Source organism: Aurantiacibacter sp. MUD61, from assembly GCF_027912455.1.
Lineage (GTDB): Bacteria > Pseudomonadota > Alphaproteobacteria > Sphingomonadales > Sphingomonadaceae > Alteraurantiacibacter.
In genome coordinates this window covers 2249654-2276522 of record NZ_CP115446.1, presented here as the reverse complement: position 1 = coordinate 2276522, position 26869 = coordinate 2249654, and the positions used below count along the sequence as shown (strand labels likewise).

Below are 26869 nucleotides of genomic sequence, written 5' to 3'. Positions count from 1 at the left end.
ATGCTTAAGATTGGCTTAGCCTTGGCGCGATGAATTGCCCTGACCGCCAGCTCCACCAGCGCCGCGATTGCGATTGCCGCCACCGCTGCGCCGATTGTTGAAACTGCGACCGCCAGAATTGCTGCCGCCGCGATTTCCGCCGGGCTTGCCGCCACGGTTTTGACCGCCACCCTGCGGGCCGTGATTGGGCTTGCCCTTGCGCGCAGGATGCTTCTTTTTGGGAGCGGCAGCGCCGCCGCCCTCGCCCCGCATCGCTGCGGACTTCCCGCGCGGCTTGGGGTGTATGCGTTTCTGCTTGGTCGGCTGCGCCCGCTTCGTGGGGCCAACCCCTTCAACGACTGCGCGGAAGTTTTCAGGCAACGGCAGGCGATCGAATTCGGCGTCGGTCGTCTTGCTAATATCCTTCAGATAGGCGCGCTCGTCCTCGGCACAGAAAGCGATCGCAATCCCGTCTGCACCCGCACGCGCGGTGCGTCCGATGCGGTGGACATATTGCTCCGGCACATTGGGCAGCTCGTAATTGATCACGTGCGACACGCCCGGAATGTCGATCCCGCGTGCGGCAACGTCGGTCGCGATCAGTACAGGCGTCTTCGCCCGCTTGAACTCGTCGAGCGCGCGCTGGCGCTGTGGCTGGCTCTTGTTGCCGTGAATGGCATTGGCGGCGATGCCCACCTGCGAAAGCTTCTTCACGATCCGGTCGCAGCCATGCTTGGTGCGCGCGAAAATGAGAACGCGCTCGAACTTACCGGGCACATCGTGGCGCCCCGACAGGATCAGCTCGAGCAGGCTCTGCTTTTCGTCGGCCTGCACCATGAAGAGGTACTGGTCGATGCGCTCTGCCGTCGTGCTTTCGGGCGTGACGCTGACCTGCACCGGATTGGTGCAATAGCCGGAGACAAGCTCCTTGATCTGCTTGGGCATGGTGGCGCTGAAGAACAGCGTCTGGCGCTCTGCCGGGGCCAGCTCACGAATGCGGCGCAGCGCATGGATAAAGCCGAGGTCGAGCATCTGGTCCGCTTCGTCCAGGACGAGGATCTCGAGACCCGAAAGGTTGAATGCTTTCTGGTCGATCAGGTCGAGCAGGCGGCCAGGTGTCGCGACAAGGATATCGGTGCCCCGGTGCAGCTTGTTGCGATCCTTGTTGACGCTGGTACCGCCAACGATCGAGTGGACCTTCAGGCCAGCAAGCGCGCCGTAATCCTTGGCGCTCTGGGCGATCTGACCCGCCAATTCACGCGTCGGAGCCAGCACAAGCATGCGGCAGGACTTGAACGGGATGCGGTTGTCGGCTGCGCGCAGATTGTCGATGCTGGGAAGCATGAAGGCAGCGGTTTTGCCCGTACCCGTTTGCGCAATACCGAGGAGGTCGCGGCCTTTGAGGACAGGCGGAATGGCCTGCGCCTGGATCGGCGTCGGCGTGTCATATCCCTGCATATCGAGCGCCTGCATTACAGGCTGCGACAGACCGAGATCGGAAAATTTGGTAGTCATTATATGTATTAAACTCGCAATATATGCGGCGCGCTATCCGGAATCCGAGATGGAATCCGGGCGCGGCGCGGGTGTCAAAACGACCCGCGTGAAAAGGGAAGTCTCAGGAAAAGGACCGAAGGGCTGCCGGGGCTTGATGGCTTTCTCACCATCGCCGCTTCACGCTGGCGCTCTCTTCGATGGCCCGCATGTGGTGCATTGCAGCATAAATTGCAAGGCAATTCGGCCCGAGGGGTTAACGCTCGCAGTAGCGACTATCCTGGAATGCAGAGCGAAAACCGCGTTTCAAGATCGTCGGACTCCACATCGATACGCCCATCATGCGCCTTCACGATTTCGGACACGATGTACAGACCCAGCCCCAAACCCTGCTTGCTTTCCTCCGGTTCGCCCCGGAAGAACGGCTGGAACAGGTTCTGCCGCGCATTGGCGCTCATGCCATCGCCTCCATTGGCGACTTCCACGAAGAAATGATCCTCCTTCGTGCAAAAGACAACTTGGACGGGTTTATCCCAGTCGCCGTGGCTCGCTGCATTCGCGAGCAGGTTCGATACAACCTGCTGAACACGCGAAGCATCGCAGCGCACGGGCCGCGTCGATTGGTTATCAAAATTGTATTTCAGCCCCGGCGTAACAAGGCTGACCTCCGCGATCACGCGCGCAATGGATTCGCCCAGATCGTCATGCTCGCCGATGTCCAGCCCGATCCCATCGCCAAGCCGGACGCGGGCAAAATCCATAATGTTGTCGATCAGCTCATTCATGCGCGTGACGCTGCTGCGCATCTGCTTGATGATGGGGAGCAGGCTTTCTTCCTCACTGCGCCGCTCCAGTATCGTCAATCCGGACCCGAGTGCGGCCAGAGGATTGCGCAGATCGTGCCCGATGATGGCGAGGAATTGTTCGCGCAGGCTCGCTTCCTCCTGCTGCGTCTCGATCGTGCGCGCCTGCTCGCGGTCGATCGTGATGTCGCGGGCAGAGCAGAAATACATGTCATCCTCCGGCACCGCGACCCAGGACAGCCAGCGATAGCCACCATCGCGGTGACGGTAGCGGTTCTCGAAGCGCAGGACCGGTCGGCCCGCGAGAATTTCGCCAAAAGCCTCCTGCGAGCGTTCGACATCATCTGGGTGGACGAACTGAATGTATGGCTCGCCGACAAGCTCGTCTGGCGCCCAGCCAAGCGTGCGGTGCCAGGCCGGATTGACCGAGGCAAATGTTCCGTCTGCGTGAAAGAAGCACATCATGTCGGGGGAGACCCGCCAGGTTGCGCTCGCTTGCTGATCGGCGTGGTCCATAGACGCCATAACTTGCCGGTACCTCCACTTGGCCAAACGGCCCAGTACCGCCGCAATTATTCAGCTCTACCGCAATTCTGGCGCGCTGTCGAAAACCTTCGATCCGCTGCTATCCGCCACTCGCCTCGCCGAAAGGCTTGTTGATCTGCACGATCTTCCAATTGAGCACCGTCGCAAAGCTGACCCACGCGAGATAGGGCACGATCAGCCACGGCGCGAGATCGTCGTATCGGCCAAGCGTCAGCACCAGCGCGAGGACGCTCGCCCACAGGATCGGTACTTCATACAGCGCCCAGTCGGGCCGCTTGAGCGTGAAGAACATCGGCGACCAGACGAAATTGGCAACACCGTTGATCACGTAAAGCGCGATGAGCAACGATGTCTCACCCGCCGCTTCGGCCCCGTCCCAACTGCGCACGAAAGCCCACGCGGCCAGCGCGAAGATCGTCGTCCATGCCGGACCGAAGAGCCAGTCAGGCGGCTGCCAACTCGGCTTCTTGAGATCATAGTACCACTCGCCAATCGTGGTGAGCAGCCCTCCTCCCGCTGCGAGAATGAGCGCCCATGCGATCGCGAAGATGAGGGGGAAGGTCATTTCCAGTACCCTCAGATCAATTCCAAGGAGAAAAGCACGAACAACAAGAGCCACCCAAGAAATGCATTGATACCCCATGCTTGGGTGTCTTTGGCCTTCGTCAGATACCCCTTTGCGTCTAGTCGCGATGCCATCATGAGCGGAATTAAGAGGGTCGGGGCCAACAATACGACCAATGACCTTCGCCACCACTCGTTCGACGCCGTTGCACGTGCAGAAGTAGCTTCGAGAATTCGGTTCTCTTCAGCGATGTGTGACCCGAGTTCCCGTTGATCCAAACGCCTGCTGCGCAATTCTGCGAGCGCGGCTGCAACAGCGTCTCTTTCATATTCGTCACCATTAGGCGCGAATGCGATTGCCGTTAACTCGTTATCCGGTAGCCGCGCGAATTGGGAAGCGTAATCTGGGCCCATCACCCCACCCCCGCAGCTTTTAGTAGCGCCTCAGTACTCGCATCAAACCGCTCGCCGCCCTTTTCAATCTTTTTCGCGATTTCCTTGCCCAGCTCCACGCCGAACTGGTCGAAGGGGTTGATGTCCATCAGCACGGCGTTGGCGAAGGTGCGGTGTTCGTGGAACGCGATCAGCGCACCGAAGGTTGCCGCGTCGATATCGTCGCACAGGATTGTCGCGCTGGGGCGGTTACCGGGATAATTGCGGTGCGGATCGTCTGAGCTTTTGCCTGCCATCAGCGCAGCGCCCTGGGCGAAGCAGTTCATCAACAGGATCGTGTGGTGCGCCGCGTCCAGCGTATCGCCCGGCTCGATGCTGGCGATGAAGTCGATCGGCACCAGATGCGTGCCTTGGTGGAGAAGCTGGAAGACGGCATGCTGCGCGTCCGTCCCTACACCGCCCCAGGTGATCGGCGCGGTCGGGCCGCTCGGCTTGCCATCCACCGTCACGCTTTTGCCGTTCGATTCCATCTCCAGCTGCTGGAGGTAATCGGGCAGCAGCCGTAGCCGCTCGTCGTAGGCGAACACCGCACGGGTCTGAGCGCCCTTGATCCGGGCATAGAGCAAGTCTGCAAAGGCAGCGCGGAGCGGCAGATTGTCGCGCCCGTTAGTGTCGCGGAAGTGCTGGTCGACCGCCGCTGCGCCGTCGAGCATCGCCTGGAAGTCCTCCCAGCCCACTGCAACCGCCACAGGAAAGCCGATGGAGGACCACAGCGAATATCGGCCGCCCACACTTTCAGCGAAGGGCAAGATGCGGGTTTCATCGACGCCCCATTCGACGGCCTTCTCCGGCGCAGCAGTCAGCGCGATCACCCGGCCACTAGCATCGGAAACGCCATTGTCAGCGAGCCATTTGAGCGCGCTCTGCGCATTGGTCATCGTCTCGATGGTGGTGAAGGTCTTGGAGGCGACTGCGACGAATGTGGTCTGCGGATCGCAGGCTTCGAAAGCCTCTTCCAGCGCCACACCATCGATGTTGGAAACGACATGCACGTCCACCAGCGGCAGGTCCCGCGCGAGCGCATCTACCGCAAGGTCCGGCCCCAGTGCGCTGCCGCCGATGCCGACATGGATCAGGTGCTTGATTTCGCCGAACGCACCTTCGTGCAAAGCGCTGACGAGGAGCCGCATGCGTTCGCGCAAAGCCTCTGCTTCCTCGACCGAGCTGTCCTTGCCCACACCGCGCAGCGCGGAGTGTTCTGCCGCGCGTCCTTCCGTGGGATTGACCACTTCGCCTGCGAACATCTTCGCACGCATCCCGTCAAAATCGCTCGCTATAGCCAGCTCTTCAAAATCGACGAGGATATCCTCGGTCAGATGCGTTTTGGACCAGTCGAACAAGATGCCCGGCATGTCTCCGCCCAGCTCTAGCCGCGTTGCCAGGTTGTCGACCCGGTTCGGGTCCTCTGCGAATAATTCCTCCAGCGTAGGATCGGGATGGAGAGCGACCTTTTCCCAGGCTTCATCGCGCGACAGGGTCAAAACGAAATCCTTTCTTGCAGCTTTGTCTCACGGCTAGGCGCTTCGCATCCGAATGAAAACCGCGAATTCCTATGCGAAGCATGCTTGACCTTCGCGGCGCTGCGCAACATGACCCAAACCGATGACTGAAGAGCATATCAGAGAGATCGACGAGCCCGCCGCTGCGAACAGCAAAGCGGAGGCTACGGAAGAGAAAGAAGACTGGAAAAGCTTCGGCTGGTTCCTGGTCAAACTGGTGATTGTAGTGCTGATTTTCCGCACCTTCTTCTTCACCAGCTTCAACATTCCGTCCGAGAGCATGATGCCGCGCCTGCTGGTAGGCGATTACCTGTTCAGCCAGAAATGGTCATACGGCTACTCCAGCGCCTCGCTCCCCTTCGGAATCGACGCGGGCGACGGGCGGATCTTCGGCAGCCAGCCCGATCGCGGGGACATCGTGATCTTCAAGCATCCGATCGACCGCTCCGACTATATCAAGCGCGTTATCGGTCTGCCGGGCGATACGGTTCAGATGGTCGACGGCGTGTTGCACCTGAACAGCGCGCCTGTCGGGATGGAGCGGATCGAGGATTATGTCCTGCCGGTCACGCCAAACCACCAGTGCCGCAGCCAGCGCTTCGCCACCACCACGGAGGACGGCGCGCCTGCCTGCGCCTATCCGCAGTTCCGCGAGACTCTGCCGGGCGGTGCTTCGTACAACATCATGGATTTGGGCGAACTGCCGCAGGATAATACCGCGCCCGTGGTCGTGCCGGAAGGCATGCTGTTCCTCATGGGCGACAATCGGGACAACTCGCTCGACAGTCGCTTTCCCGCAGAGCCGGGTCGCGGCATCGGCCTTGTGCCGCAGGAAAACCTCGTCGCCGAAGCCAGCTTCATGTACTGGTCCACCGATGGGAATGCCGAATGGCTGTTGCCGTGGACGTGGTTCTCGGCTGCGCGCTGGGGCCGCATCGGGGACGGCATTTGAGCAAGCTTGAGCGTGCGACGCGTGACTGGCTGGAGGACATCGGCTTTGCCGTCGACGACGAAAGCCTGTGGCGCGAAGCGCTGACCCACGGAAGCACCGGCGAAGTGCGCGATTACCAGCGGCTCGAATTCCTGGGAGACCGCGTACTCGGCCTCACCATCGCGCATAGGCTGTATGAGACCGGCCGGAATGATGAGGGCCGCATGGCGCAGCGCTTGAACGCCCTCGTCAGCAAGCAGACCTGTGCTGACCGCGCGCGCGAAATCGGCGTCTCCGATCATGTCATCATGGGCAAGCAGGCCCGCGAGGACGGCGCGCAGAACAGCGACAATGTACTGGGCGACATTATGGAAGCCTTGCTGGGTGCGAGCTTTCTTGAAAATGGCTTTGCCCCTACAGAGCAGCTGATCCGGGACCTGTGGGACGATGCCTTGAAAGGCAAAACCGGCAAGAGCAAACATCCCAAGAGCGCTCTGCAGGAATGGGCTGCAGGCAATCAGCGCAGGCCGCCCGAGTATGAAGTCACCGACGTGCAAGGCCCCGATCATGCACGCCGCTTCACCGTCAAGGTGAGCGTTTACAAAGTCGGTGAAGTCGAAGCGACCGCCAGCGGAAAGCGCGATGCAGAAACCGAAGCCGCAAAACTGTTTATGGAGAAATTCGGATGAGCCAGCCAGAGACCAAATGCGGCCTGGTCGCCGTGATCGGTGCTCCCAACGCGGGCAAGTCCACCTTGGTCAACCAACTGGTGGGCCAGAAGGTCGCGATCACATCCGCCAAGGCGCAGACAACCCGCGCGCGCCTTCTCGGCATCGCGCTGCATGGGGACACACAGATACTGCTGGTCGATACGCCCGGCATTTTCGAGCCGAAGCGCAGGCTCGACCGCGCAATGGTGAGCGCCGCATGGGAAGGCACTACCGCTGCAGATGCTGTGTTGCTGGTCGTCGATCCAGTCAAGCAGCGCCGCCACGAGCTGATGCCCCTGCTGGAATTGCTGAAAGACCGGCCAGAGCGGAAAATCCTCGTCCTGAACAAGGTTGATGTGAGCAAGAAAGAACCGCTGCTGGAGCTGGCGCAGGAATTGACCCAGATCGCCGATTTTGCGGAGATTTACTTCGTATCCGCGCTGACCGGCGATGGCGTTCCTGAACTCAAGGAGCATCTCGCCTCGCTGATGCCGGAAGGGCCGTGGCACTATCCTGAGGATCAGGTGTCAGATGCCTCCGAACGCCTGCTCGCTGCCGAGGTCACCCGTGAACAGCTCTATCGCCAGCTGCATGAGGAACTTCCCTATGACGCCGCAGTGCGTCCGGAAAGTTATGAACAGCGCGAGGACGGCAGTGTCGAGATCCGCCAGCAGATCGTGATTGCGCGCGATAGCCAGAAGCCCATCGTGCTGGGCAAGCAAGGCCGCCGGATCAAGGAGATTGGCGAGGAAGCACGCAAGGAACTATCCGAAATCCTCGGCCAGAAAGTCCATCTGTTCCTTCACGTGAAGGTCGATGAACGCTGGGCCGAGAACCGCGAATTGTATGAGGAAATGGGCCTCGACTGGGTAAAGTAAGCCTGTCTGGCAGCCCCACCCTCCTCAGATCACGCCAAGCTTTTGCAATTTCGCGGTTATGGCCGCGTCGTCGAACGGTTTGACGATGTAATCATCCGCGCCTGCGCCGATGCCCTTGTGGATGTCGCCCGCCTCACCTTTGGATGTGCAGAAGACGACTTTCACAGCCACCCCGCCCGGCTTTTCGCGCAGAGCGGAGACGAAGCTCGGGCCGTCCATCACCGGCATGTCCCAATCGGTCAGCACGAGATCAGGCATGGCCTGTTCGCAGCGGACAAGCGCTTCTTCGCCGTGCTCTGCCTCGATCACGGCAAAGCCCAGGTCGCTGGCGATCTTGCTTGCGACTTTTCGGATCACCCGGCTGTCATCGACTACCAGGCAGGTTTTGCCCGATGCTTGCGGCTTGGCGCCGCCCGAACGCGCCGCCTTGGCCGCTTCGACGATGGCATCGGTATCGTTGGCTGGGGTATCGTTGGCAGTCGCACTGGACGGTGCTGCCTCGAGCGGAGCCTCTTCCGTCAGGTCGAGCACGTCCTCAACCTGCTCGAACTCCTGCTGTTCCAGCGCTTCAGCCGCGGCTGCCTGCGAAGCCTTGCGGTTGGCGGCGAGACGCTCAGCCAATGTGGGTGGAGCGGCCTTGCTTGCGCGGGGACCGGTGCTGCGCTTGATGAGATGTTGCATGGTCTTGCCTCCCCTCCTCAGAACCGTCCGCCGGCAACGGCGGTTGGCATGGTTGCAGCAGAAGCGGCGCGAACGTGGAGATATGGCGTCCAGACATCGCCGAACTCGGCCTTCTGATACCAGACGTCGAGCACGTCGTAAGTTTCATAAACGCCGGTGTCTTCGCGCAGGCGGATGCTCTCGCCTATGCGCGGCACGGAAGCAAAGCGCAGCCGCTGCTGCGACTGATGCGTTTCGTTCTGGATTTCGATCTCGATCACGGTGCAGGCCCTTTAGTGAGAAAGGCCTGCCTACCGCCCAAGTCTTGAAGATTTACAAACGCCGGAAAGCCGCGTGCGAAAGTGGTTACTTTTTCGCACCGGCCTTCTTCTTCGCGGGTGCCTTTTTCTTTGCGGCTGGTTTCTTTTTGGCAGGAGCTTTGCGCTTCTTTTTTGAAGGTCTCTTGGCCGCTTTCTCGGCGATCAGTGCGAGCGCCTCTTCCAGCGTCAGGCTGTCCTTGTCCTTATCCTTCGGGATTGTCGCGTTGACATTGCCGTCGGTGACATAGGGGCCGTAGCGGCCGTCCATCAGCTTCACATCGTCGCCAGCCTCGGTCTTGCCGAGCACTTTGAGCGGTTCGCGGCTTCCCCGTCCGCGTCCGCCCTTGTTGGCAGCTTCGGCGAGCAAGGTGACGGCTGCATTCATGCCGACATCGAAGACATCGCGCGTGCCCGACAGTTTGGCATATTTCCCATCGTGGCGAAGGTACGGTCCGTAGCGACCGATGGCCGCTTCGATATCCTTGCCGGTTTCGGGGTGCTGGCCAACGATACGCGGCAGGCCGAGCAGCTTCACCGCCCATTCGAGATCGAAATCGTCGACGTCCTTGGGAATTGAGGCACGCTTGGCTTCCTTGCCTTCGCCAATCTGCACATAGGGGCCGAAACGGCCAGACTTGCGCTCGATGACTTCGCCCGTGTCCGGATGTTCGCCCATTGCGCCGTCGTCCGAACCGTCATCCTTGCCGGGTTGGCCGAATTTGCGGCGGAATGTGCATTCCGGATAGTTGTCGCAGCCGATGAAAGCGCCGTAGCGCCCTCCACGCAGGTGGAGTTCGCCGCCATCGCGCCCCTGCTCTGCACAGAGCGGGCACCAGCGCGGCGCATGGCCATCCTCGCGTTCGGGGAAGAGGAAGTCGGACAGGAATTCATCGAGCACTTCGGTCACTTCCGAAGGCTGCCGCTCCATCACTTCATCGCTCTTCGGCTTGAAGTCGCGCCAGAAATCGCTCAGCAATGTCTTGTATTCGGCACGGCCGCCGGAGACATCGTCAAGCTCCTCTTCCATCTCCGCTGTGAAGTCATAGGCGACATAGCGGGGGAAGAAGCGTTCAAGAAATGCTGTCAGAAGACGGCCCGAATCCTTTGCAAAGAAACGGTTTTTCTCCATGCGCACATAATCGCGATCACGCAGCGTCTGGATTGTCGAGGCATAGGTCGAAGGCCGCCCGATGCCGAGCTCCTCAAGCCGTTTGACCAGGCTGGCTTCGGAAAAACGCGGCGGTGGCTGGGTGAAGTGCTGGACCGCTTCGACCGCTTTCTTCGCCGGGCTATCGCCTTTGCGCATCACCGGCAACAGATTGTCATCGTCGCTGTCCGATTTGTCGTCGAAGCTTTCCGAATACACTGCGAGGAAGCCGGGGAATTTCACCACCTGCCCGGTCGCACGCAATTCATGCTTGCCGGTCGGATCGCGCATGGTGACGGTGGTTCGCTCAAGCTGGGCGGTCGCCATCTGGCTCGCCATCGCGCGCTTGTAGATCAGATCGTACAGCTTCGCCTCGTCACCCGAGCCTGCGCGATCGCGGCTGAAATTGGTGGGACGAATGGCTTCGTGCGCTTCCTGCGCGTTCTTCGCCTTCGACTGGTAGAAGCGCGGCTTTTCCGGACGATACTCTTCGGAGAAACGCTCCGAAATCGCATCGCGCGCAGCCATGATCGCGCTCATGTCCATCTGCACACCGTCGGTACGCATGTAGGTGATCGCGCCCGCTTCATACAGCGACTGCGCGCAGCGCATCGTGTGGCTGGCAGAGTAGCCGAGCTTGCGGGCGGCCTCCTGCTGAAGAGTAGAGGTTGTAAACGGCGGCGCAGGGCTGCGCTTGAGCGGTTTGGTCTCGACTTCTTCCACCGTGAAGCGGCTGTCCTCGACAGCCTTCTTCGCGGCGTCGGCAGTGCCCTTGTCGCCGATGGAAAGCCGCTCCAGTTTCTTGCCATCGAAGCGAACCAGACGGCCATCGAAGGCGGTGCCATCATGCTCCATCTTGGCCGTGACCGACCAATACTCGTCGGCCTTGAAGACTTCGATTTCGCGTTCGCGCTCACAGATCAGGCGCAGAGCGACCGACTGCACGCGTCCCGCCGATTTCGCGCCGGGCAGCTTGCGCCACAGCACCGGGCTGAGCGTAAAACCGAAAAGGTAATCGAGCGCGCGGCGGCCGAGATAGGCGTCGATGAGATCCTGATCGAGCTCGCGCGGCGATTTCATCGCTTCGGTGACCGCCTGCTTCGTGATTGCGTTGAACGTGACCCGCTCGACATTCGTCGGCAGCGCCTTGCGCTTTTTCAGCAATTCGAGAACGTGCCAGCTGATCGCCTCGCCTTCGCGGTCAGGGTCAGTTGCGAGGATCAGGCGGTCGCTGTCCTTCGCCGCATCGGCGATGGCTTTTACCTGCTTGCGATTGCGCTGGTCGGAGTAAACCTCCCAATCCATCGCAAATTCCTCATCCGGGCGGACGCTCCCATCCTTGGGTGGCAAATCGCGGACGTGCCCATAGCTGGCGAGAACCTTGAAGTCCTTGCCCAGGTATTTCTCGATGGTTTTCGCCTTGGCTGGCGATTCGACGATGACGAGTTGCATGATGTCCTGACGGTGTCCCTACACGTGTACGTACGCGCGAGGGTGGTGCGGGTTTCACGAGTTCGTCAAGCGGGTGGAGCGCCGAGGCTGCAAAATCAAGAAAAGACTTCGTACAGCGCTGCCGTTTCGTCACTCAGCTGTTTGTAGGCCGCCATCGACAGGCCGGCGAGCAGCACTGGCAGGACATGCATCCACAGCCAGACCAGATCGTCTGCGAAATAAGCGCCAGTAAAATCGGCCAATGCCGCCAAGACGGCAAAGGCGATAATCCAGACTGTGCAAACCAGCGTTGCGGCAAGCGTCAGATGCACGGTGTTGTTGTCACTCGCGCGCCAGCTATCGCCGATAGCTTCGATCAAATTCTGCCGCCGCGCGACGAGGAAAGTCGGCGCCATGATCCATTTCCCGATCAGGATGAGGCCGGGTATCACGAACAAATTCAGGCCGATTGAAATGGGGATGGCGAGTAGCACGGCCATCACGCCGAACTCGATAATCCGCCAGCCGCTGTCATGCAGCATCCCGGCTTTCCGCAGCATCGCCTGGTACAGCATGTACTGCCCGACGAAGTACCCTACAAACAAAGCCAGTGTAAACAGCAGGCCGAGCCCGATCCGGTTGACCGGTAGCAAGGTCAGCGCAGCGAAGATCACAAAATAGATCGCCAGCTCGCGCCTTATCGCGCCGAGCTCACGAAAAGTCCCGCCGAGCAAATCGGCGACATTCGCCCGTTTTTCCTGAAGAAACGCCATTACAACTTTGCTTCCGGTGATCTAGTCAAAGACTGCGGCGATCTTTTCGTTGCGATTGTCCAGCAACGCAAACACCGCAGTGCAGACAGCAGTGATACCGATGAGACCAGCCGATATTCCGAGATTGCCGAATGTTGAGATGAGCAACGGTAAAGTGAAATAATTCGGCTCAATCGCCAGATATCCGATTAGAAACACAAACTGCAAGGCGGTGACCGGAAGCAGTGCGACCAGTATCGGCCAGAAATGGGGCTTGGTCATCTCGAAGGACTTGCCCATAGCAGCGCCGATCCCGTCTCCATCGACCAATCCAACCGGATACAAAGGTGCCCACCTGACGAACAGGAAAATGCCTGGGATAAGCAGAAAGACGAGCCCTACTGCAATCGCGATGCCGCTCAGCAACGTCAAACCGAAATAGGTTCCGAAACCCGCGCTGCGACGATCGGCGAGCCCGCCCTTGTCGATCATCTGTGTGAGTAAAAAATAGCCGAGGCCAAGCTGCACCCCGCTGAGGAGGAAACCCATGCCTATCGCCTCCGGGTCTTGGTCGGCAAGCACTCCCAGAGCGGTCACACCCGCAAGGTAAATCGCGGCACTTTTCCATGCTGCGAGAACCAAACGCTGCGCTTCCTCGAAAATGAGACTGACGCGTTCGGCCACCGTCATCGCAGAATGCATATCGCCCCCAATTCGCTCAGCCGGAAAGGCTGACGCGTCCGGCTGCATGTCTGACGAGTTTTCCTGCAATCTCAAGCTCTAGCAGCGCCATTTGCACAGCGCCGGCACTTTCTCCTGACTGGCGGATCAGCTCATCCACGGCGACGGGCGCGGTGGTGAGCATGCTGGCGATATCGGCGCTGCCGGTGGTGTCATCTGCTTCGAAATCGAGGAAATCGGCGGGCTGAACCGGTTCGCGAAAGCGCGAGCGCGGGACGCCATCGAAGCCGGAGAGCAGCTCCACTACATCCTCTGCCGATTGCACCAAGACAGCGCCTTCGCGGATCAGGTGGTTGCAGCCCTGGCTGCGCGCTTCGAGCGGACTTCCGGGGATCGCCATGACTTCGCGCCCCGCTTCGCCAGCCAGCCTTGCGGTGATGAGCGAGCCTGAGCGCGGTGCCGCCTCTACCACCAGCGTGCCGGTGGCGAGCCCTGCGATGATGCGATTCCGCTTCGGGAAGTGCTGGCCGCGCGGCTGCGTGCCGGGTGCCTCTTCTGCAATCAGCAAGGCATCGCCGGCGATCTGCTCCTGCAATTTGGCGTGCTGCGGTGGATAGGCGATGTCGATTCCGCTGGCGATCACGCCGATAGTGTGCGGCATCGCACCTTCGTGGCAGGCACCGTCGATGCCGCGGGCGAGACCGGACACTACGGTGAAGCCCGCCTCTCCCAATGCCCGAGAAAAATCGCGCGCCAATTTTACTGCTGCGGCAGAGGCATTGCGCGCGCCAACCATTGCCACGCATGGCTTTGCCGCCAGCGCCATATCGCCGCGCACGGTGATGATCGGCGGCGCGCCATCCACCTCTGCCAGCAGGGCGGGATAATCGGCGCTGTCGTGAAAAACGTACCGCGCACCGGCCACGCGCGCTGCGCTGACTTCGCTCTCGATCCGCGAACGGGCCGCCGGTTTGTAATCGCGCTTCGCTCCGCGCTGCGCGAGGTCGGGCAAAGCCTCTAGCGATTGCACAGCGGTCCCGAAGCGCTTGAGAAGCTGGAAATAGGTGACGGGGCCGATATTGGCGGAGCGCAGCAGGCGAATGCGGGCGAACGCCTCTTCCTGTGAAATCCGCTCCGGATTGGCAGTCGCCGCTTCGCTCACGTCTTGCTGCCGACCTTCGGTTCCTCACCTCGCATCAGCCGCCCGATATTGGCGCGGTGCAGCCAGATTATGAGGACGGCAATGGCTGCGAGGACGGGGACGAAATGTTCGTACCCCAGCACCGCTGCGGCTACGGCTGCGGCACAAACAGCGCTCATCCCGGCGACGGAACTGATCCGGAAAAGAGCCAGAGCGGCGATCCAGACCACCGCATAAGCAACGCCGATGGGCCAGGCGAGGCCGAAGCTGACACCGGCATTGGTTGCAACGCCCTTCCCGCCTTTGAAACCAAGCCAGACGGGAAAGCAGTGCCCCAGCACAGCGCCTATCGCAGCGAGCGGGACAGGCCCCCATGCCGCCTCGGGCAGCACCGTGCCTCGGTCGAATACCGCTGAAGCAATCAGCACCGGCACCAGCCCTTTGGCGAAATCGAGCAGCAGCGTCGCCGCTGCCAGCCATTTGCTGCCCGTCCGCAGGACGTTGGTTGCACCGATGTTGCCCGATCCGATCGAGCGGATATCACCCTTCCCGGCAGCTTTCGCGAGCAGCAGACCGAAAGGAATCGAACCCGAGATATAACCGAGCAGCAGAGCAAGAGCGTGATCCATGGCCTAGACCCTAGCCTCTCGCCAAAGGCTTGGGAAAGCCCAAACTTGTCGAAATCGGAGGAACCCACTACGCGCATGGGCCACATGGAAATTCCCGCTTCTTCTCCCATCCTGCTGTTCGATTCCGGTCTGGGCGGGCTCTCGGTGCTATCCGCCCTGCGCAAAACCCTGCCGGAAGCGCCGGTAATCTACGCCGCCGACACCGCAGGATTACCCTATGGCGAGAAGAGCGAAGCGGAGATTGCGGCGCGGGTCGCAGGTCTTCTGGGCCGGATGAGCGAGCGATATGATCCGCGTCTCATCTGCATCGCCTGCAACACCGCATCGACCATAGCGCTCGGCATGGTGCGGGATGTGCTGCATGTCCCGATTGTCGGCACCGTCCCCGCGATCAAGCCAGCGGCTGCACTCACCAAGACAGGCACGATCGGGCTCCTCGGCACGGCTGCAACGATACGGCAACGATATGTCGATGATCTCGAGGCGCAGTTCGCCCAGGACAAACGCCTTATCCGCCACGCCGCGCCCGAATTGGTGGGAGCTGCCGAAGCGAAGCTGCGCGGTCAGGTGCCCGATGCTGGCGTTTTCGACCGAGCCATTGCCGGGATGAAAGCTAAGGCGGATGGCGCTGAAATCGACACGGTGGTGCTCGCTTGCACGCACTTCCCGCTTGTTCAGGCCGAATTGGCCGCGCAGATGGCCGCGGGCGTGCAGTTTATCGATGGATCGGACGGCATCGCACGGCGCATCGCATCGCTCACACAGGGCCAATCGTTTGAACGCAACCGTGCCGACCAGGCCGTGGTAACCGGCGCGGTGGACGAGCATCTCGCGGAGGCCCTCGCCCCCTATGGCATCGGCGGCGTTTCTCGCTTCTGATACGTGTTTTCGGGCAGGTCGGCATTGCCTGCCCCTCGGAGATGCCATTTGTTGCGAATGCCTCGCAAACTTCGCACTTCAAACTATCGCAATGTTTTACTAAGTGGCTTCGGCAAATGGCCGTGCCCGCTGCGCATGGCGCCGCTTGGATGCTGACCTTGAATTACGATCAGATCTTCGATTCCGCGATTGACCGGCTTCATACCGAAGGCCGCTACCGCGTGTTTATCGATATTCTGCGCAACAAGGGCGCATTCCCCAACGCACGCTGCTTTGCCGGGCACAATGGCCCCAAGCCCATCACCGTGTGGTGCTCGAACGATTACCTCGCGATGGGCCAGCACCCAAAGGTTATCGCGGCGATGGAAGAGGCGCTGCACGACGTTGGCGCAGGCTCTGGCGGCACCCGAAATATCGGCGGCAACACGCACTACCATATCCAGCTCGAGCAGGAGCTGGCACAGCTTCACGGCAAGGAAGCCGCGCTGCTCTTCACCAGCGGATATGTCTCGAACGACGCCACTCTGTCGACGCTCGCCAAGCTGCTGCCGGGCTGCATCATTTTCTCGGACGAGCTGAACCATGCGAGCATGATCGCCGGGATCCGCAATTCCGGCTGCGAGAAGCGTGTTTTCCGGCACAATGACCTGGCTCATCTCGAAGAGCTGCTGGCCGCCGAAGATCACGACACTCCGAAGGTCATCGCGTTCGAGAGCGTGTATTCGATGGACGGCGATGTCGCGCCGATCCACGCGATTTGCGATCTCGCCGAGAAATACAACGCCCTTACCTATATCGACGAAGTCCACGCGGTCGGCATGTATGGCGATCACGGCGGCGGCATTTCGGAGCGGGACGAAGCCGCGCATCGCATCGACCTGATCGAAGGGACGCTGGGCAAGGCTTTCGGCGTCATGGGCGGCTATGTCGCCTCCAGCCAGAAAGTCATCGACTGCATCCGCTCCTACGCGCCGGGATTTATCTTCACGACGTCGCTCAGCCCCGCACTTGTCGCAGGCGTGCTGGCCGCGGTCCGGCACCTCAAACAAAGCAGTGCCGAGCGTGAGGCGCAGCAAGCCAATGCTGCGCTTCTGAAAAAGTATTTCCGCGATGCTGGCCTGCCGGTGATGGACAGCACCACCCATATCGTGCCGCTGATGGTTGGCGATCCGGTGCGCGCGAAGAAAATCAGCGACATCCTGCTCGCCGAATACGGTGCCTATGTGCAGCCGATCAATTTCCCGACAGTGCCGCGGGGCACCGAGCGGCTGCGCTTTACGCCGGGCCCAGCCCATACCGAGGCGATGATGGCAGAGCTGACCAAGGCGCTGGTCGAAATCTGGGATCGGCTTGAGCTTGAATTGCGCGAAGCTGCGTAATTTCACCGGGGCATTCGCCCTCCAATCTTAAATCCATAGTAACCAAAACCCGCCATAGTCCTTGCAAGAGACCGGGAGACCCGGCGCAAAGGATAATCGCGGGCGAACTATGGCTGTTGGCAATCTTCTGAAAGGCTTTGGCGGATCGAGCGCCCCGAAGCCTGCTGCCCGCGTAGTTTCCGCAGAAGATGCCCAGCGCCGCCTCGAAATCCTCGATGATTACGAACGCACCGGCATTTCCTGGATATGGGCGACAGATCAGGATGATCGGCTGATCTACTTCTCACCCAGCGCTGGCGAGCATCTGAAAGAGGGCTTGGAAGAGCTTCTCGACAATCCTCTGGCGGAACTGTTCGAGATCGACCCCGATAACGCTGACCGGTCCGACCGGCCGCTGAACTTCCAGCTCAAAGCCCGGAACAAGATTGCCGACCTCCCCGCGCGGCTGATTGCCGAGCGAAACCTCGCAGCGGGCAAGGAACGCTGGTGGTCGCTGTCCGGACATCCGAAATTTGACGAGGACGGCAGATTCCTCGGCTATCGCGGCAGCGCAAAGGACATCACCCAAGCCTATCAGCGGGCGCGCGAGGATTCGCGCCTCGCCGAATATGACTCCCTGACGGGCCTCGCCAATCGTCACCGGATGAACCGCAAGATCGAGAGCACTTTGGCCGCTTACCGAAGCGCCAAACGCTCCTGCGCGCTGATGATGATGGACCTCGACAAGTTCAAGCAGGTCAATGACACAATGGGCCACCCCGCGGGCGACGAGCTGCTGCGGCAGGTAGCTGACCGTCTGCGCGCCGTAATCGGCGAAAAAGGTGAAATCGGGCGACTGGGCGGTGACGAGTTTCAGGTCATGCTCCCGGATATGGATGATCGCGGAACCCTGGGCGATCTGGCGGACAAGATCATCCAGATGCTGTCCTCCCCCTACCAGATCGAAGGAAAGCGCGCGATCATCGGCGCATCGGTCGGTATCTCCGTCGCGCCCTATGATGGTATCGAGGCGGACGAGATCCTCAACAATGCCGACCTTGCGCTCTATGCCGCAAAGAATGGCGGTCGCGGCATTTACCGGTTCTATTCTGCCGATCTGAAGGACGTCGAGCAGGAGCGGGCTGAATTGCTGGACGACCTGCGCGAGGCGCTGGCGACCGATCAACTCGCCCTGCACTACCAGCCCGTTGTGCGGACCGAGGACAATCATGTCGTCGGCTTCGAAGCCCTTATGCGCTGGGAACACCCTGATCGCGGTTTCGTCAGCCCCGGCGTATTCATTCCCGCTGCAGAAGAAACGGACCTCATCAATCAGCTTGGCCAATGGGCCCTGCGCCGCGCCTGTGAAGACGCGATGGAGTGGCCGGAGAAGGCCCGCGTCGCGGTCAACGTCTCGGCCAAGCAGTTCGCCAACAAGGGCTTCCCCGCCATCGTCACGCAGGCGATCGCCGAAACCGGGATCGATCCTGACCGCTTGGAGCTAGAACTGACCGAAACCGTCTTCATGGGCGATACCGACACCACCGATGCGACTTTCAAGGCTCTCAAGGGCCTCGGCGTGCGGCTCGCCCTCGATGATTTCGGGACGGGATATTCCTCGCTCAGCTACCTTCGCTCGGCCCCGTTTGACAAGATCAAGGTGGACAAGAGCTTCGTCGATACCTGCACCCAGAAGAACGAAAACAGTTCAAAGATCATCACCGCCATTATCGGCCTGTCGAAGGCTCTCGGCATGGAAACGACGGTGGAAGGTGTCGAGGCTTTCGATCAGCTCAAAGTCGTGTGCGACAAGGGCGCGCAATACATTCAGGGCTGGATCTATTCGAAGGCGCTGCCGCAGGAACAAATCCTCGAAGGCATTGCCACCGGCGGCTTTAAGATCGAGCCGAATGGCCCTGAGACCTACCGTCCGGAGCGCCGCAGTGTGTTCCGCCGCATCGGCGTGATCCATGAGGATCATCGCTATGATGCGGTGATGAAAGACCTGTCGCAGACCGGTTCGCTGATCGAAGGGCTCGTCGGCGTGCCGAAGGGAACGGGCCTCGTACTCGATCTCGGCGGTGGTCAGCTCGTCGTGTGCACAGTGGCGCGCTCAAAAGATGCAACCTTTGCCGTGGAGTTCGAAACCCCGCTCGTCAGCGATGGCGCCGGCGGACTGGTGACACGTCACCGCATCTCACCCTACGCCCTCGCCGCTGCAGGAATGCCGCTCGCCGCGCTACCGCCGGGCAACTACCCGCTATCGCTCGGCGAAGAAGGTGCTCCCAAGAGCCAACCGCAATTCATGCAGGTTACCGTGACGCGGGGCTAGGTTCGCGGTCGCGACTTATTGGGCATCCATCTCGGATGCGATGTCTGCCGCGCGGAGATAGGGCATTGCCTCCACAAGCTCGAAGCCCGGTACGGTGCGCGCAAAATGGCGAAGCCATCTCGCATGGCCGCTCCCAACTATAGCCAGCACCCGGTCCCCAGGCTGGGCGATTTCCGCCAGCTTGGCGAACATCTTTGCGTTGCGCATGTACCAATAGGCATTGAGTTCGGCACCCGGCTGTGCATCGCCATCGCCGATCAGCAGGAACGAATAATACACCGCATCATGTCCGTCCTCGATCACTGCCGGGTCGTTGTGTGGGATTAGCGATGCAGCAACCGAAATATCCGGTAGCACCTCCTCCTGCGCAGAAATCATCGCCTGCGTTTGACCTAGTGCATTTTCGATAACCGGCATTTGACCATTGGCCTGCGCAAACTCCTGCAGCGCACCGAATGGGAAGTAATCGGGCTCATCATCGTCCGCACGCTCGTCGAAGCCGTACACTTCTTCATGCCCCAGCATCAGTGCCAGCCGATAGCCAATCTGAATGCTCTCATTGCGCTGCTGGCGAAGAAGAGTTTCCGCGTTAGCAAAGGTGGGAAGCGCAAAATCGGGAGCGGAAGCTTGCGATTCGACCGCAATCCGTGTCGGTCGCCACTCCGCAAGCGCCTCTGCCAGAATTTGCAGCTCGCGCTGCCGTGTGTCGACAAGCATATCCGGCGCGTTCAGGTTTACCTCATCCTGGCCGGGATTGGCGAAGTGATAAGACCCGAGTACCATGATTTGCACGGGCGCATCGCTTGATGTTTCTGGACCATCGACATCTTGTCCGTAGGCAGGTCCGCCAAATCCAACCAAGGCCAAAACGGCGGTAAGGAACATGCGCATCTTCAAACCTCCCATCAGGTGTAGCAACAGACTAAGACACCAAATGTGATTTGCAAGCGCGAAACCTACCGCAAACTCACCACATTATCGCTGGCGCGCGGATCGGGGCGGTCGCCGCGATAGAGGCTTGCCATTGGCTCATCTGTGACCATGGCTGCTTCGACCGCGCCGAAGCCATTGAAATCCGTCTTCATTGCCGCGCCATATGCACCGAGCATACCGATTTCGATATAGTCACCTGCCTGGATGTCTTCTGGCAGCATGAAGGGACCCTTCATGTAATCGGCATCGTCGCAAGTCGGGCCGTAAAAGGCGAATTCGCTCAAGGGCTTGATCAGATCATCTTCCAGCGCTCGCACCGGGAAACGCCAGTCGACATGCGCTGCATCGAACAGGGCGCCGTAGGAGCCATCGTTGATGTAGAGCTCATTGTCGCGGCGCTTTTCGACGCGCACGATGATTGACGAATATTCGGCGCACAGCGCACGACCGGGCTCCGCCCAAAGCTCCGCCGAGTAGGAGATCGGCAGCGCTTCGAAGTGGCGATGGATCATCGCGAAAAAATCTTCGAGCGCAGGCGGTTCGAGATCGGGATAAACGCTGGGGAAGCCGCCACCGACATCGATGATGTCGACGGTCACAGCAGCCTCGGCAATGGCCGCACGAACACGCTCCAGCGCCTGCACATAGGCGAACGGCGTCATGGCCTGGCTACCGACATGGAAGCAGATGCCCAACGCATCGCAATACTGGCGAGTTGCCTGCAAAAGCGGCGCCGCATCGGCGAGATCGACACCAAACTTGGATGCGAGCGAGAGCTGCGAATGCTCGGATGATACGCGCAGCCGCACCAGCAGGTTCAGATCGCTCGCGGCATTGCCGTGCTCATCGGTGGTTGCGGCGACGATCTTCTCCAGCTCTTCGACTGTGTCGAGGCTAAAAGTCTTCACGCCATGATCGAAATAGGCATCCTTGATCGCTCGCGGGGTCTTGACCGGGTGCATGAAACACAGCGTCGCGTCCGGCAGCAGGCCGCGCACAAGACGCACTTCACCGATGGACGCGACGTCGTAATGCGTCACGCCATTGTCCCAGAGAATCTGGATCAGATCGGGCGACGGATTCGCCTTCACCGCATACATCGAGGTGCCCGGAAACTTCTCTGTAAAGAAGCGGGCGGCGCGCGCAGCAGCATGCGGGCGATTGAGGATAACAGGTTCGTCCGGCGCGAAAGCGCGAACTACAGCCTTGGCATCAGAAAATTGGTGCAATTCAAGGGACCCCCTAAGGCGTTAAACCAAAAAGCTCAAAGCAGGCTGCCTTGCGGAGGGTGTCCCATGGGGCAGCGAAAGCGCGCGTATAAATCGCTTCCGCTGAACTGCAAGTGAAATCGAAGACGCAAATCGATCAGGAAAATTGAACATTCGGCACTTGGTCAACAACACCCTTTTCGCTGTCATCCAACCGGTGGAAATCGGCCTCTTCAAAGCCAAGCATTCCGGCAAACAAGACCGCGGGAAAACTCTCACGCCCAGTGTTGTAGCGTGAGACCGCGGCATTGAGCGCCCGGCGGGCAGCAGCAAGCTTATCCTCTACATCGGATAGCTCGCGCTGAAGTTCCTGAAAATTGCTGCTGGCTTTGAGGTCCGGATAGGCCTCTCCCAGTGCTAGCAACTTGTCGAGCGCGACGCGCAGGGTCTGCTCATCGGCGGAATTGATCGAACCGCTGGCGGCGTGGTTGCGCGCGGCAATCACGCTTTCCAGCGTCTCCTGTTCGTGGGCAGCATAGCCCTTCACAGTGCTGACGAGATTGGGGATGAGATCGTGCCGCTGGCGCAGTTGCGCGTCGATATCGGCCACGCCCTGGTTCACATTCTGACGCAGCGCGACCAGCTTGTTGTAAATACCGATCCCCAAGACGACGAGGACCACCACAATCCCGAGCAAAATGAATTCCATCGGTTTTCCCACCCTTCCATTTGTAAAGTGATCTGTGCCATGCCTTTCAGCTCAGGAAAAGGGGATTGGGGAAATGATTGAGCGTCCCGATGTGGATGCATTGCTGGCGGGCGATCTGGGGCAGTGGCTGGAAGACCAGAAGGCTGTCCGCGAGGAGGCCAAAAAAAAGACGTGGAATCGGCGCTTTATGGTGCTGGTCGTCGTGTTGCCGCTGATGGCTTTCGCCCTGATCGCATTCCAGATCGACTATCTGCCAGTCCTTTGGGGCGGTTTTTTCCTCGGCGGCATAGGCTTTGCGTGGGCGCAGATGCCGGTCTCCAAGGCGGTACGAAATGTGAAGATCGGCATCAATGATGCGATCGCTGACACGCTCGGGATCGAATATGCGCATGATTGCGAAGCCGGCATGCCGTTCGAACTCGCCAAGGCCTGCAAGCTCTTACCGAGTCATGATCGGACGCATTTCGAAGACCGCTGGAGCGGCGATATCGGCGGCATTCCTTTCATGTTGCATGAGGCGAAGCTGGAAGAGCGCCGGGGATCGGGCAAGAACCGCCGCTGGGTCACAGTCTTTCGCGGCATCGTGATGAGCATCGGCTACAAGCGCCGCTTTCACGGCACCACGCTGTTGGTTCGCGACAATGCGCACCGCACCTTCTTCGGCGGCAAGCGGGACAGCATCAAGGTCGCCGGCATGCAACTCGACTACGCCGACATGACCCATCCCGATTTCGAGGACCGCTTCGACATTTACACGACCGACCAGGTCGAGGCGCGGCACCTGATCGACCCGCTCTATGTCGAGCGGCTGATCGCTCTCGAACGCAGTTACAGCGGCGAAGGCATCGCCACGATCTTCCACGAGGGAGGCATCGTGGTGACACTCAAAACCGGCAACATGTTCGAAAGCGGCAGCATCGACGCCGCCGACGATCGCCACCGCATGCAGCGTACCGTCGACCAGTTCGCACGGATCGCTGACCTTGCCAAGAACCTCAACAGCCGCGAGCCGCTGACGGGCGCTTAGGAGACCCTAAGCGTCCTTGTCGAACAGCTTCGCCCAGCGGCGCTTGTCGCGGGTCTTCCAGTGGCCGCGGTGGTAGGCATCGCTGGCGAGCAGCGGCATGACCGAACCCGCTTCTGCGAACACCATCTGCTCGATCGCGGTCGAAACCTTGCCCCAACTCGCCGCTTCCTGAAGCGTCGAGGATGAGCAGGCGCCATCGCGCACATCGGCGACGGTGATCTGCACGGCGTATTTGTGGACCGAAACGTCTTCATGGCCGAGGATCTCCGCACAAACGACCGTATCCTGGATGAAGTTCTTCGGCACACCGCCGCCGACCATCAGCAGGCCGCTGTCACCGCTCTTCATCTTGATATCGGTCAGTTCGCGGAAGTCGGCCACGGCGTCGATCATCAAATAGGGCTCGCCCTTCTCCATCTGGTCGACCTGGTGCTTCACCAGCCCAAAACCAGCGGAGCTGTCCACGAAGGCGGGGCAGAAGATCGGCACGTCATGCTCGTAGGCGAGTTTGACGAGGCTGTTTTCCTTCTTGCCGTGGTCGACAAGGTACTTGCCCATCTCGCGGATGAAAGCGCGGCTGGAGTAAGGGCCCGGCGGCAGGTCGTTGGCGATCTTGTTGATCGTGAAGTCGCAATCCTGCAGCTGTTCTTCATCGATATAGGTGTCGTAGATCCGATCGATGTAGAGCGAACGCAGCGTGTCATCATCGGGCACTTCCAGCGCTTGGTAGTGCTTGTGTCCAAGCCCTTCGAAGAAGTCCATGTCGACGATGGTCGCACCCGTCGCCACGACGCAATCGACCATGTTGTTGCGGATCAGCTCCGCATACAGATCCATGCAGCCGCCCGCGCTGGTCGAACCCGCGATGACGAGGAAGATGGTGCAATCCTTGTCGCTGAGCATCTGGTTGTAGATGCCGGTCGCATTGGCGAGATCGCGGCTGGTGAAGCTCATCTTCTTCATCGAATCGATGATCGGGCGCGCGTCGAAGCTGGTGATGTCGATGTGCTCGACCTCGGTGCTCAGCAGTTCAGCCTTGCGGGTGTCGTTGATGGGCTTGTCACTCATGAATCGGGAAACTCCTGTCCGGTTTGCCCGCAAAACGGGTCATGTGGTCTCCCCGTTCCCCATTTCGCCGAAAGAGGCAAGGTGTGACAGGTGTGACAGTGTCCAAGAGAGAGAAAACCGCCATTCGCTCGTGCCTCTCAAAGGCGCTAAAATCTGCGGAAAAATGCCGATTTAACAACATCCCTCCGGCATGACGCGCGTGACAGTTTGTAGGAAAGGCGTAAGACATCGTGACGATGAAAGACACCCAAAGAGAGCCGACCCACGAAGGCGTGATCCGCGCTGCCCAGAAAATCGCCGCGATCCTGCCGCCCACCCCGCTGATCCCATTCGAAGCGCAGGGAAGGACTATCTATGCCAAGGCCGATTGCCTGCAGCCCATCGGCGCCTTCAAGATCCGCGGCGCATGGCATCGGCTGACCGATCTGTCGGATGAAGAGCGGGGACGCGGCGTCGTCGCGGTGTCGAGCGGCAACCACGCACAGGGCATAGCCTGGGCCGCGCGCGAGCTGGGGATCGAGGCGACCATCGTCATGCCGGAGGATGCACCCCACGTGAAACTGGAGCGGACCAAGAGCTTGGGCGCGAAGGTGGTCACCTATGACCGGATGACCGAAAACCGCGAGGCAATCGCACAGGGCATCGCTTCCGAAAAGGGCGCGACCTACGCGCACGCCTATGGCGATCCGTGGGTGATTGAAGGACAGGGGAGCGCAGGTATAGAAATCGCCCACCAAATGCTTGCGCAGATTGACCGTCCGGTGTCGAAAATCATCGCCTGCTGCGGCGGCGGAGGCCTCACCGCTGGTCTCGCCCTCGCCTGCCCCGATGCGAGCGTCATTCCGGTAGAACCCGAAGGCTGGGACGATGTGTGCCGCAGCCTCGAAACAGGTGAAATCCAGAGCGTTGGAGAGAACCCTCCCCCCACCGCCTGCGATGCGATCCAGACCTTCAAGACTTTCCCGATCAATTTCGCGGTGATGAAAGCCCATTGCCGCGAATGGGCGCGCGTTTCAGAGCAAGAGATCAGGGAAGCGCAGCGCTTTGCCTTTTCCCACATGCGGCTTGTCGTCGAGCCCGGCGGTGCGGCAGCGCTGGCATCCGTTCTGAGCGGCAGGATCGAGGCGGACGACGCCACCGCAGTGATGATCACCGGCGGTAATACCGATGCCGCATCCTTTGCTGCAGTGCTTAACGGTTAAGCGCACAGTGGACAGCAAATAGGTTGCAATTGACAATCTAATTGCCGCTCGCCAGTCTCCCTCCACCGCTCACGGGGAGGAGTTTGACACATGAATACCGCCATTCTCGCACCGGCCGCCGCTCTGGCGATCTGGTCCATGATCATGCTGTTCTGGATGGCGGGCACACGCTTTCCAGCGATCAAGCAGATGCGTTCCGCACGTGGCGAGCCGGGAGGCGTAAGCAAAGCGAAAGCCGGTGGACGCGGGCAGGATCTGGAAGGGCTTATACCGGACAAGGTGAACTGGAAAGCACACAATTACGCCCATCTGATGGAACAGCCGACGGTGTTTTACGCCGTGGTGGTGATCCTGGCGCTGGCAGGCGCGGCGCAGCTCGATGTGTGGCTCGCCTGGGCCTATGTCGCCTTACGCATCGTCCATTCCCTGTGGCAGTCGCTCGTCAACACCATCCCCATCCGCCTGATGATCTTCGTCATCAGCAGCGTGATTCTGCTGGTGATGGCTATCCGCGCACTGCTCCTCACCATCTGACGCACAAGCCATGGTAATGATACTCGAACCCGTGATCGCTCTTGCCGCGTGGACGCTCGTCATGTGCCTGTGGATGTACGCGACGCGGCTTCCCGGTATGCTGAAAGCGAATGTCGATCCGGACAGTCTGGCGCGCGATCCGGATGCTTCGCTCGACAAGCTTTTGCCGCCCCAGACACAATGGAAGGCGCATAATTTCAATCACCTGCATGAGGCACCTACGGTATTTTATGCTGTCATGCTCTCCATGGCGCTACTGGCCACACAGGCGTCTTTCAGCCTGAACGACGAACAACTGATTGCCCTCGTCGGCTGGGTCTATGTCGTTTTGCGCATTGCCCACTCGATCGTGCAGGCCACCTGGAACAGAGTTGTGGTTCGCTTTGCCCTTTTCAGCCTGTCCCAAGTTGCGCTGGTCGTCTTGGTGGGCCTCGCCATCTACACAGGTGCAACCTTCTAAGGGTTACTGACTAGGCAAGCATAAATCCGTTTAGAATCAATGCGTGGCAATCCTCTGGCAAGCTGGCCCGAGGAGGACCGACATGGCTTACATACTCGTCGTCGATGATGACGATATCATTGCCGAACACGCCGCGCAGATCCTGATCGATGCGGGCCATGCCTGTGGCTGGGTGAGCGATACGAAAGCCGCACTTCAGGTGCTAACCCGGCGCAAGCCCGACCTGATCCTGCTCGATCAGAACATGCCGGGCGAAAACGGCAGCTCGTTGCTACGCCGACTTCGCCACAGCCCGCGCTTCTTCGATATTCCGGTCGTCATGCTGACAGGCGTGCACGGCATCAAGGATGAGCAGGTCGCCTATTACAACGGCGCGCAGGATTACATCCGCAAGCCGTTCAGTGAGAAAATGCTGATTTTCCGTGTGAGGCAGGTGCTCCGCTCGCGAGAGGCCGGCGCCCGGCGCAGCGGCCGGGCTCTCTTCGCGGATGTAGATCCGGAGCCGGTGATGCCGCCGTCGAGTTCGCGGCTGCTTTAAGGC

The 26869-nt window shown here is 60.2% G+C and carries 26 protein-coding genes; 11 read left to right on the top strand and 15 right to left on the bottom strand.

Annotation, left to right across the window (positions count from 1 at the left end; genetic code table 11):
- Positions 1–15: 15 nt before the first annotated feature.
- The 4 genes from O2N64_RS10975 to pgi form a co-directional block, all read right to left on the bottom strand.
- A complete protein-coding gene (locus O2N64_RS10975; RefSeq protein WP_271077636.1) occupies positions 16–1494 on the bottom strand; it encodes a DEAD/DEAH box helicase in 1479 nt (492 codons plus the stop codon).
- A gap of 254 nt (positions 1495–1748) precedes the next feature.
- A complete protein-coding gene (locus O2N64_RS10970) occupies positions 1749–2792 on the bottom strand; it encodes a PAS domain-containing sensor histidine kinase (RefSeq protein WP_271077635.1) in 1044 nt (347 codons plus the stop codon).
- Positions 2793–2901: 109 nt separating this feature from the next.
- The gene (locus O2N64_RS10965; RefSeq protein WP_271077634.1) at positions 2902–3387 is read right to left on the bottom strand and encodes a TspO/MBR family protein; all 486 of its coding nucleotides are present in this window, start codon (positions 3385–3387) and stop codon (positions 2902–2904) included.
- A gap of 412 nt (positions 3388–3799) precedes the next feature.
- Positions 3800–5320 carry a glucose-6-phosphate isomerase gene (pgi, locus tag O2N64_RS10960; RefSeq protein ID WP_271077633.1) on the bottom strand — a complete coding sequence of 507 codons (1521 nt, stop codon included), beginning with the start codon at positions 5318–5320 and terminating at the stop codon, positions 3800–3802.
- A gap of 121 nt (positions 5321–5441) precedes the next feature.
- Here pgi and lepB point away from each other — a divergent pair, with 121 nt between their 5' ends.
- From lepB to era, 3 genes are read left to right on the top strand one after another with little or no spacing between them, the layout of a single operon-like run.
- Positions 5442–6290 carry a signal peptidase I gene (gene lepB, locus O2N64_RS10955; RefSeq protein ID WP_271077632.1) on the top strand — a complete coding sequence of 283 codons (849 nt, stop codon included), beginning with the start codon at positions 5442–5444 and terminating at the stop codon, positions 6288–6290.
- Positions 6287–6958, top strand: a complete 672-nt coding sequence (rnc, locus tag O2N64_RS10950; protein ID WP_271077631.1) for a ribonuclease III — start codon at positions 6287–6289, stop codon at positions 6956–6958. Before lepB ends, rnc begins: the two co-directional genes overlap by 4 nt.
- Positions 6955–7857 carry a GTPase Era gene (gene era, locus O2N64_RS10945; protein ID WP_271077630.1) on the top strand — a complete coding sequence of 301 codons (903 nt, stop codon included), beginning with the start codon at positions 6955–6957 and terminating at the stop codon, positions 7855–7857. Before rnc ends, era begins: the two co-directional genes overlap by 4 nt.
- A gap of 24 nt (positions 7858–7881) precedes the next feature.
- Here era and O2N64_RS14400 read toward each other — a convergent pair whose 3' ends face one another.
- The 7 genes from O2N64_RS14400 to plsY all read right to left on the bottom strand — a co-directional run bounded on the left by O2N64_RS14400 (position 7882) and on the right by plsY (position 14618).
- Complete coding sequence (locus O2N64_RS14400) at positions 7882–8538, bottom strand: response regulator (RefSeq protein WP_333781559.1); 657 nt, start codon at positions 8536–8538, stop codon at positions 7882–7884.
- Between the two features lie 17 nt (positions 8539–8555).
- Entirely contained in the window at positions 8556–8798 is a 243-nt protein-coding gene (locus tag O2N64_RS10935; protein ID WP_199803279.1) for a hypothetical protein, read from the bottom strand.
- 85 nt (positions 8799–8883) lie between these two features.
- Positions 8884–11436, bottom strand: a complete 2553-nt coding sequence (gene topA / locus O2N64_RS10930) for a type I DNA topoisomerase (RefSeq protein ID WP_271077629.1) — start codon at positions 11434–11436, stop codon at positions 8884–8886.
- 95 nt (positions 11437–11531) lie between these two features.
- Positions 11532–12188, bottom strand: a complete 657-nt coding sequence (locus tag O2N64_RS10925; protein ID WP_271077628.1) for a hypothetical protein — start codon at positions 12186–12188, stop codon at positions 11532–11534.
- Positions 12189–12209: 21 nt separating this feature from the next.
- Positions 12210–12857 carry a hypothetical protein gene (locus tag O2N64_RS10920; RefSeq protein WP_271077627.1) on the bottom strand — a complete coding sequence of 216 codons (648 nt, stop codon included), beginning with the start codon at positions 12855–12857 and terminating at the stop codon, positions 12210–12212.
- 28 nt (positions 12858–12885) lie between these two features.
- Complete coding sequence (gene dprA / locus O2N64_RS10915; RefSeq protein ID WP_271077626.1) at positions 12886–14010, bottom strand: DNA-processing protein DprA; 1125 nt, start codon at positions 14008–14010, stop codon at positions 12886–12888.
- Positions 14007–14618 (bottom strand): glycerol-3-phosphate 1-O-acyltransferase PlsY, encoded by a 612-nt coding sequence (gene plsY, locus O2N64_RS10910; protein ID WP_271077625.1) that lies wholly within the window; start codon positions 14616–14618, stop codon positions 14007–14009. Before plsY ends, dprA begins: the two co-directional genes overlap by 4 nt.
- A gap of 84 nt (positions 14619–14702) precedes the next feature.
- Between plsY and murI the strand changes: the two genes are divergently transcribed.
- From murI to O2N64_RS10895, 3 genes are all read left to right on the top strand, one after another.
- The gene (gene murI, locus O2N64_RS10905) at positions 14703–15497 is read left to right on the top strand and encodes a glutamate racemase (protein ID WP_271077624.1); all 795 of its coding nucleotides are present in this window, start codon (positions 14703–14705) and stop codon (positions 15495–15497) included.
- Between the two features lie 158 nt (positions 15498–15655).
- The gene (hemA, locus tag O2N64_RS10900; RefSeq protein ID WP_271079648.1) at positions 15656–16876 is read left to right on the top strand and encodes a 5-aminolevulinate synthase; all 1221 of its coding nucleotides are present in this window, start codon (positions 15656–15658) and stop codon (positions 16874–16876) included.
- A 109-nt stretch (positions 16877–16985) separates the two neighbouring features.
- Complete coding sequence (locus O2N64_RS10895) at positions 16986–19187, top strand: putative bifunctional diguanylate cyclase/phosphodiesterase (protein ID WP_271077623.1); 2202 nt, start codon at positions 16986–16988, stop codon at positions 19185–19187.
- A 15-nt stretch (positions 19188–19202) separates the two neighbouring features.
- Here the strand turns inward: O2N64_RS10895 and O2N64_RS10890 are convergent, their stop codons facing one another.
- The 3 genes from O2N64_RS10890 to O2N64_RS10880 form a co-directional block, all read right to left on the bottom strand.
- Positions 19203–20072, bottom strand: coding sequence for a DUF5694 domain-containing protein (locus tag O2N64_RS10890; protein ID WP_271077622.1), 870 nt, complete (start codon positions 20070–20072; stop codon positions 19203–19205).
- Between the two features lie 71 nt (positions 20073–20143).
- Positions 20144–21349, bottom strand: coding sequence for a type III PLP-dependent enzyme (locus tag O2N64_RS10885; RefSeq protein WP_271077621.1), 1206 nt, complete (start codon positions 21347–21349; stop codon positions 20144–20146).
- A gap of 136 nt (positions 21350–21485) precedes the next feature.
- The gene (locus O2N64_RS10880; protein ID WP_271077620.1) at positions 21486–22037 is read right to left on the bottom strand and encodes a LemA family protein; all 552 of its coding nucleotides are present in this window, start codon (positions 22035–22037) and stop codon (positions 21486–21488) included.
- A gap of 73 nt (positions 22038–22110) precedes the next feature.
- Between O2N64_RS10880 and O2N64_RS10875 the strand changes: the two genes are divergently transcribed.
- The gene (locus tag O2N64_RS10875; protein WP_271077619.1) at positions 22111–23064 is read left to right on the top strand and encodes a DUF3137 domain-containing protein; all 954 of its coding nucleotides are present in this window, start codon (positions 22111–22113) and stop codon (positions 23062–23064) included.
- Between the two features lie 6 nt (positions 23065–23070).
- Here the strand turns inward: O2N64_RS10875 and O2N64_RS10870 are convergent, their stop codons facing one another.
- Positions 23071–24132: a 1,9-bis(guanidino)-5-aza-nonane synthase gene (locus O2N64_RS10870; RefSeq protein ID WP_271077618.1), complete on the bottom strand. Its 1062-nt coding sequence runs from the start codon at positions 24130–24132 to the stop codon at positions 23071–23073.
- Between the two features lie 236 nt (positions 24133–24368).
- Between O2N64_RS10870 and O2N64_RS10865 the strand changes: the two genes are divergently transcribed.
- From O2N64_RS10865 to O2N64_RS10850, 4 genes are all read left to right on the top strand, one after another.
- The gene (locus tag O2N64_RS10865; RefSeq protein ID WP_271077617.1) at positions 24369–25334 is read left to right on the top strand and encodes a threonine ammonia-lyase; all 966 of its coding nucleotides are present in this window, start codon (positions 24369–24371) and stop codon (positions 25332–25334) included.
- A gap of 90 nt (positions 25335–25424) precedes the next feature.
- Positions 25425–25868, top strand: a complete 444-nt coding sequence (locus O2N64_RS10860; protein ID WP_271077616.1) for an MAPEG family protein — start codon at positions 25425–25427, stop codon at positions 25866–25868.
- Between the two features lie 16 nt (positions 25869–25884).
- Complete coding sequence (locus O2N64_RS10855; protein ID WP_271077615.1) at positions 25885–26328, top strand: MAPEG family protein; 444 nt, start codon at positions 25885–25887, stop codon at positions 26326–26328.
- A gap of 82 nt (positions 26329–26410) precedes the next feature.
- Entirely contained in the window at positions 26411–26866 is a 456-nt protein-coding gene (locus O2N64_RS10850) for a response regulator transcription factor (protein ID WP_271077614.1), read from the top strand.
- The last annotated feature ends 3 nt before the right edge of the window (positions 26867–26869 follow it).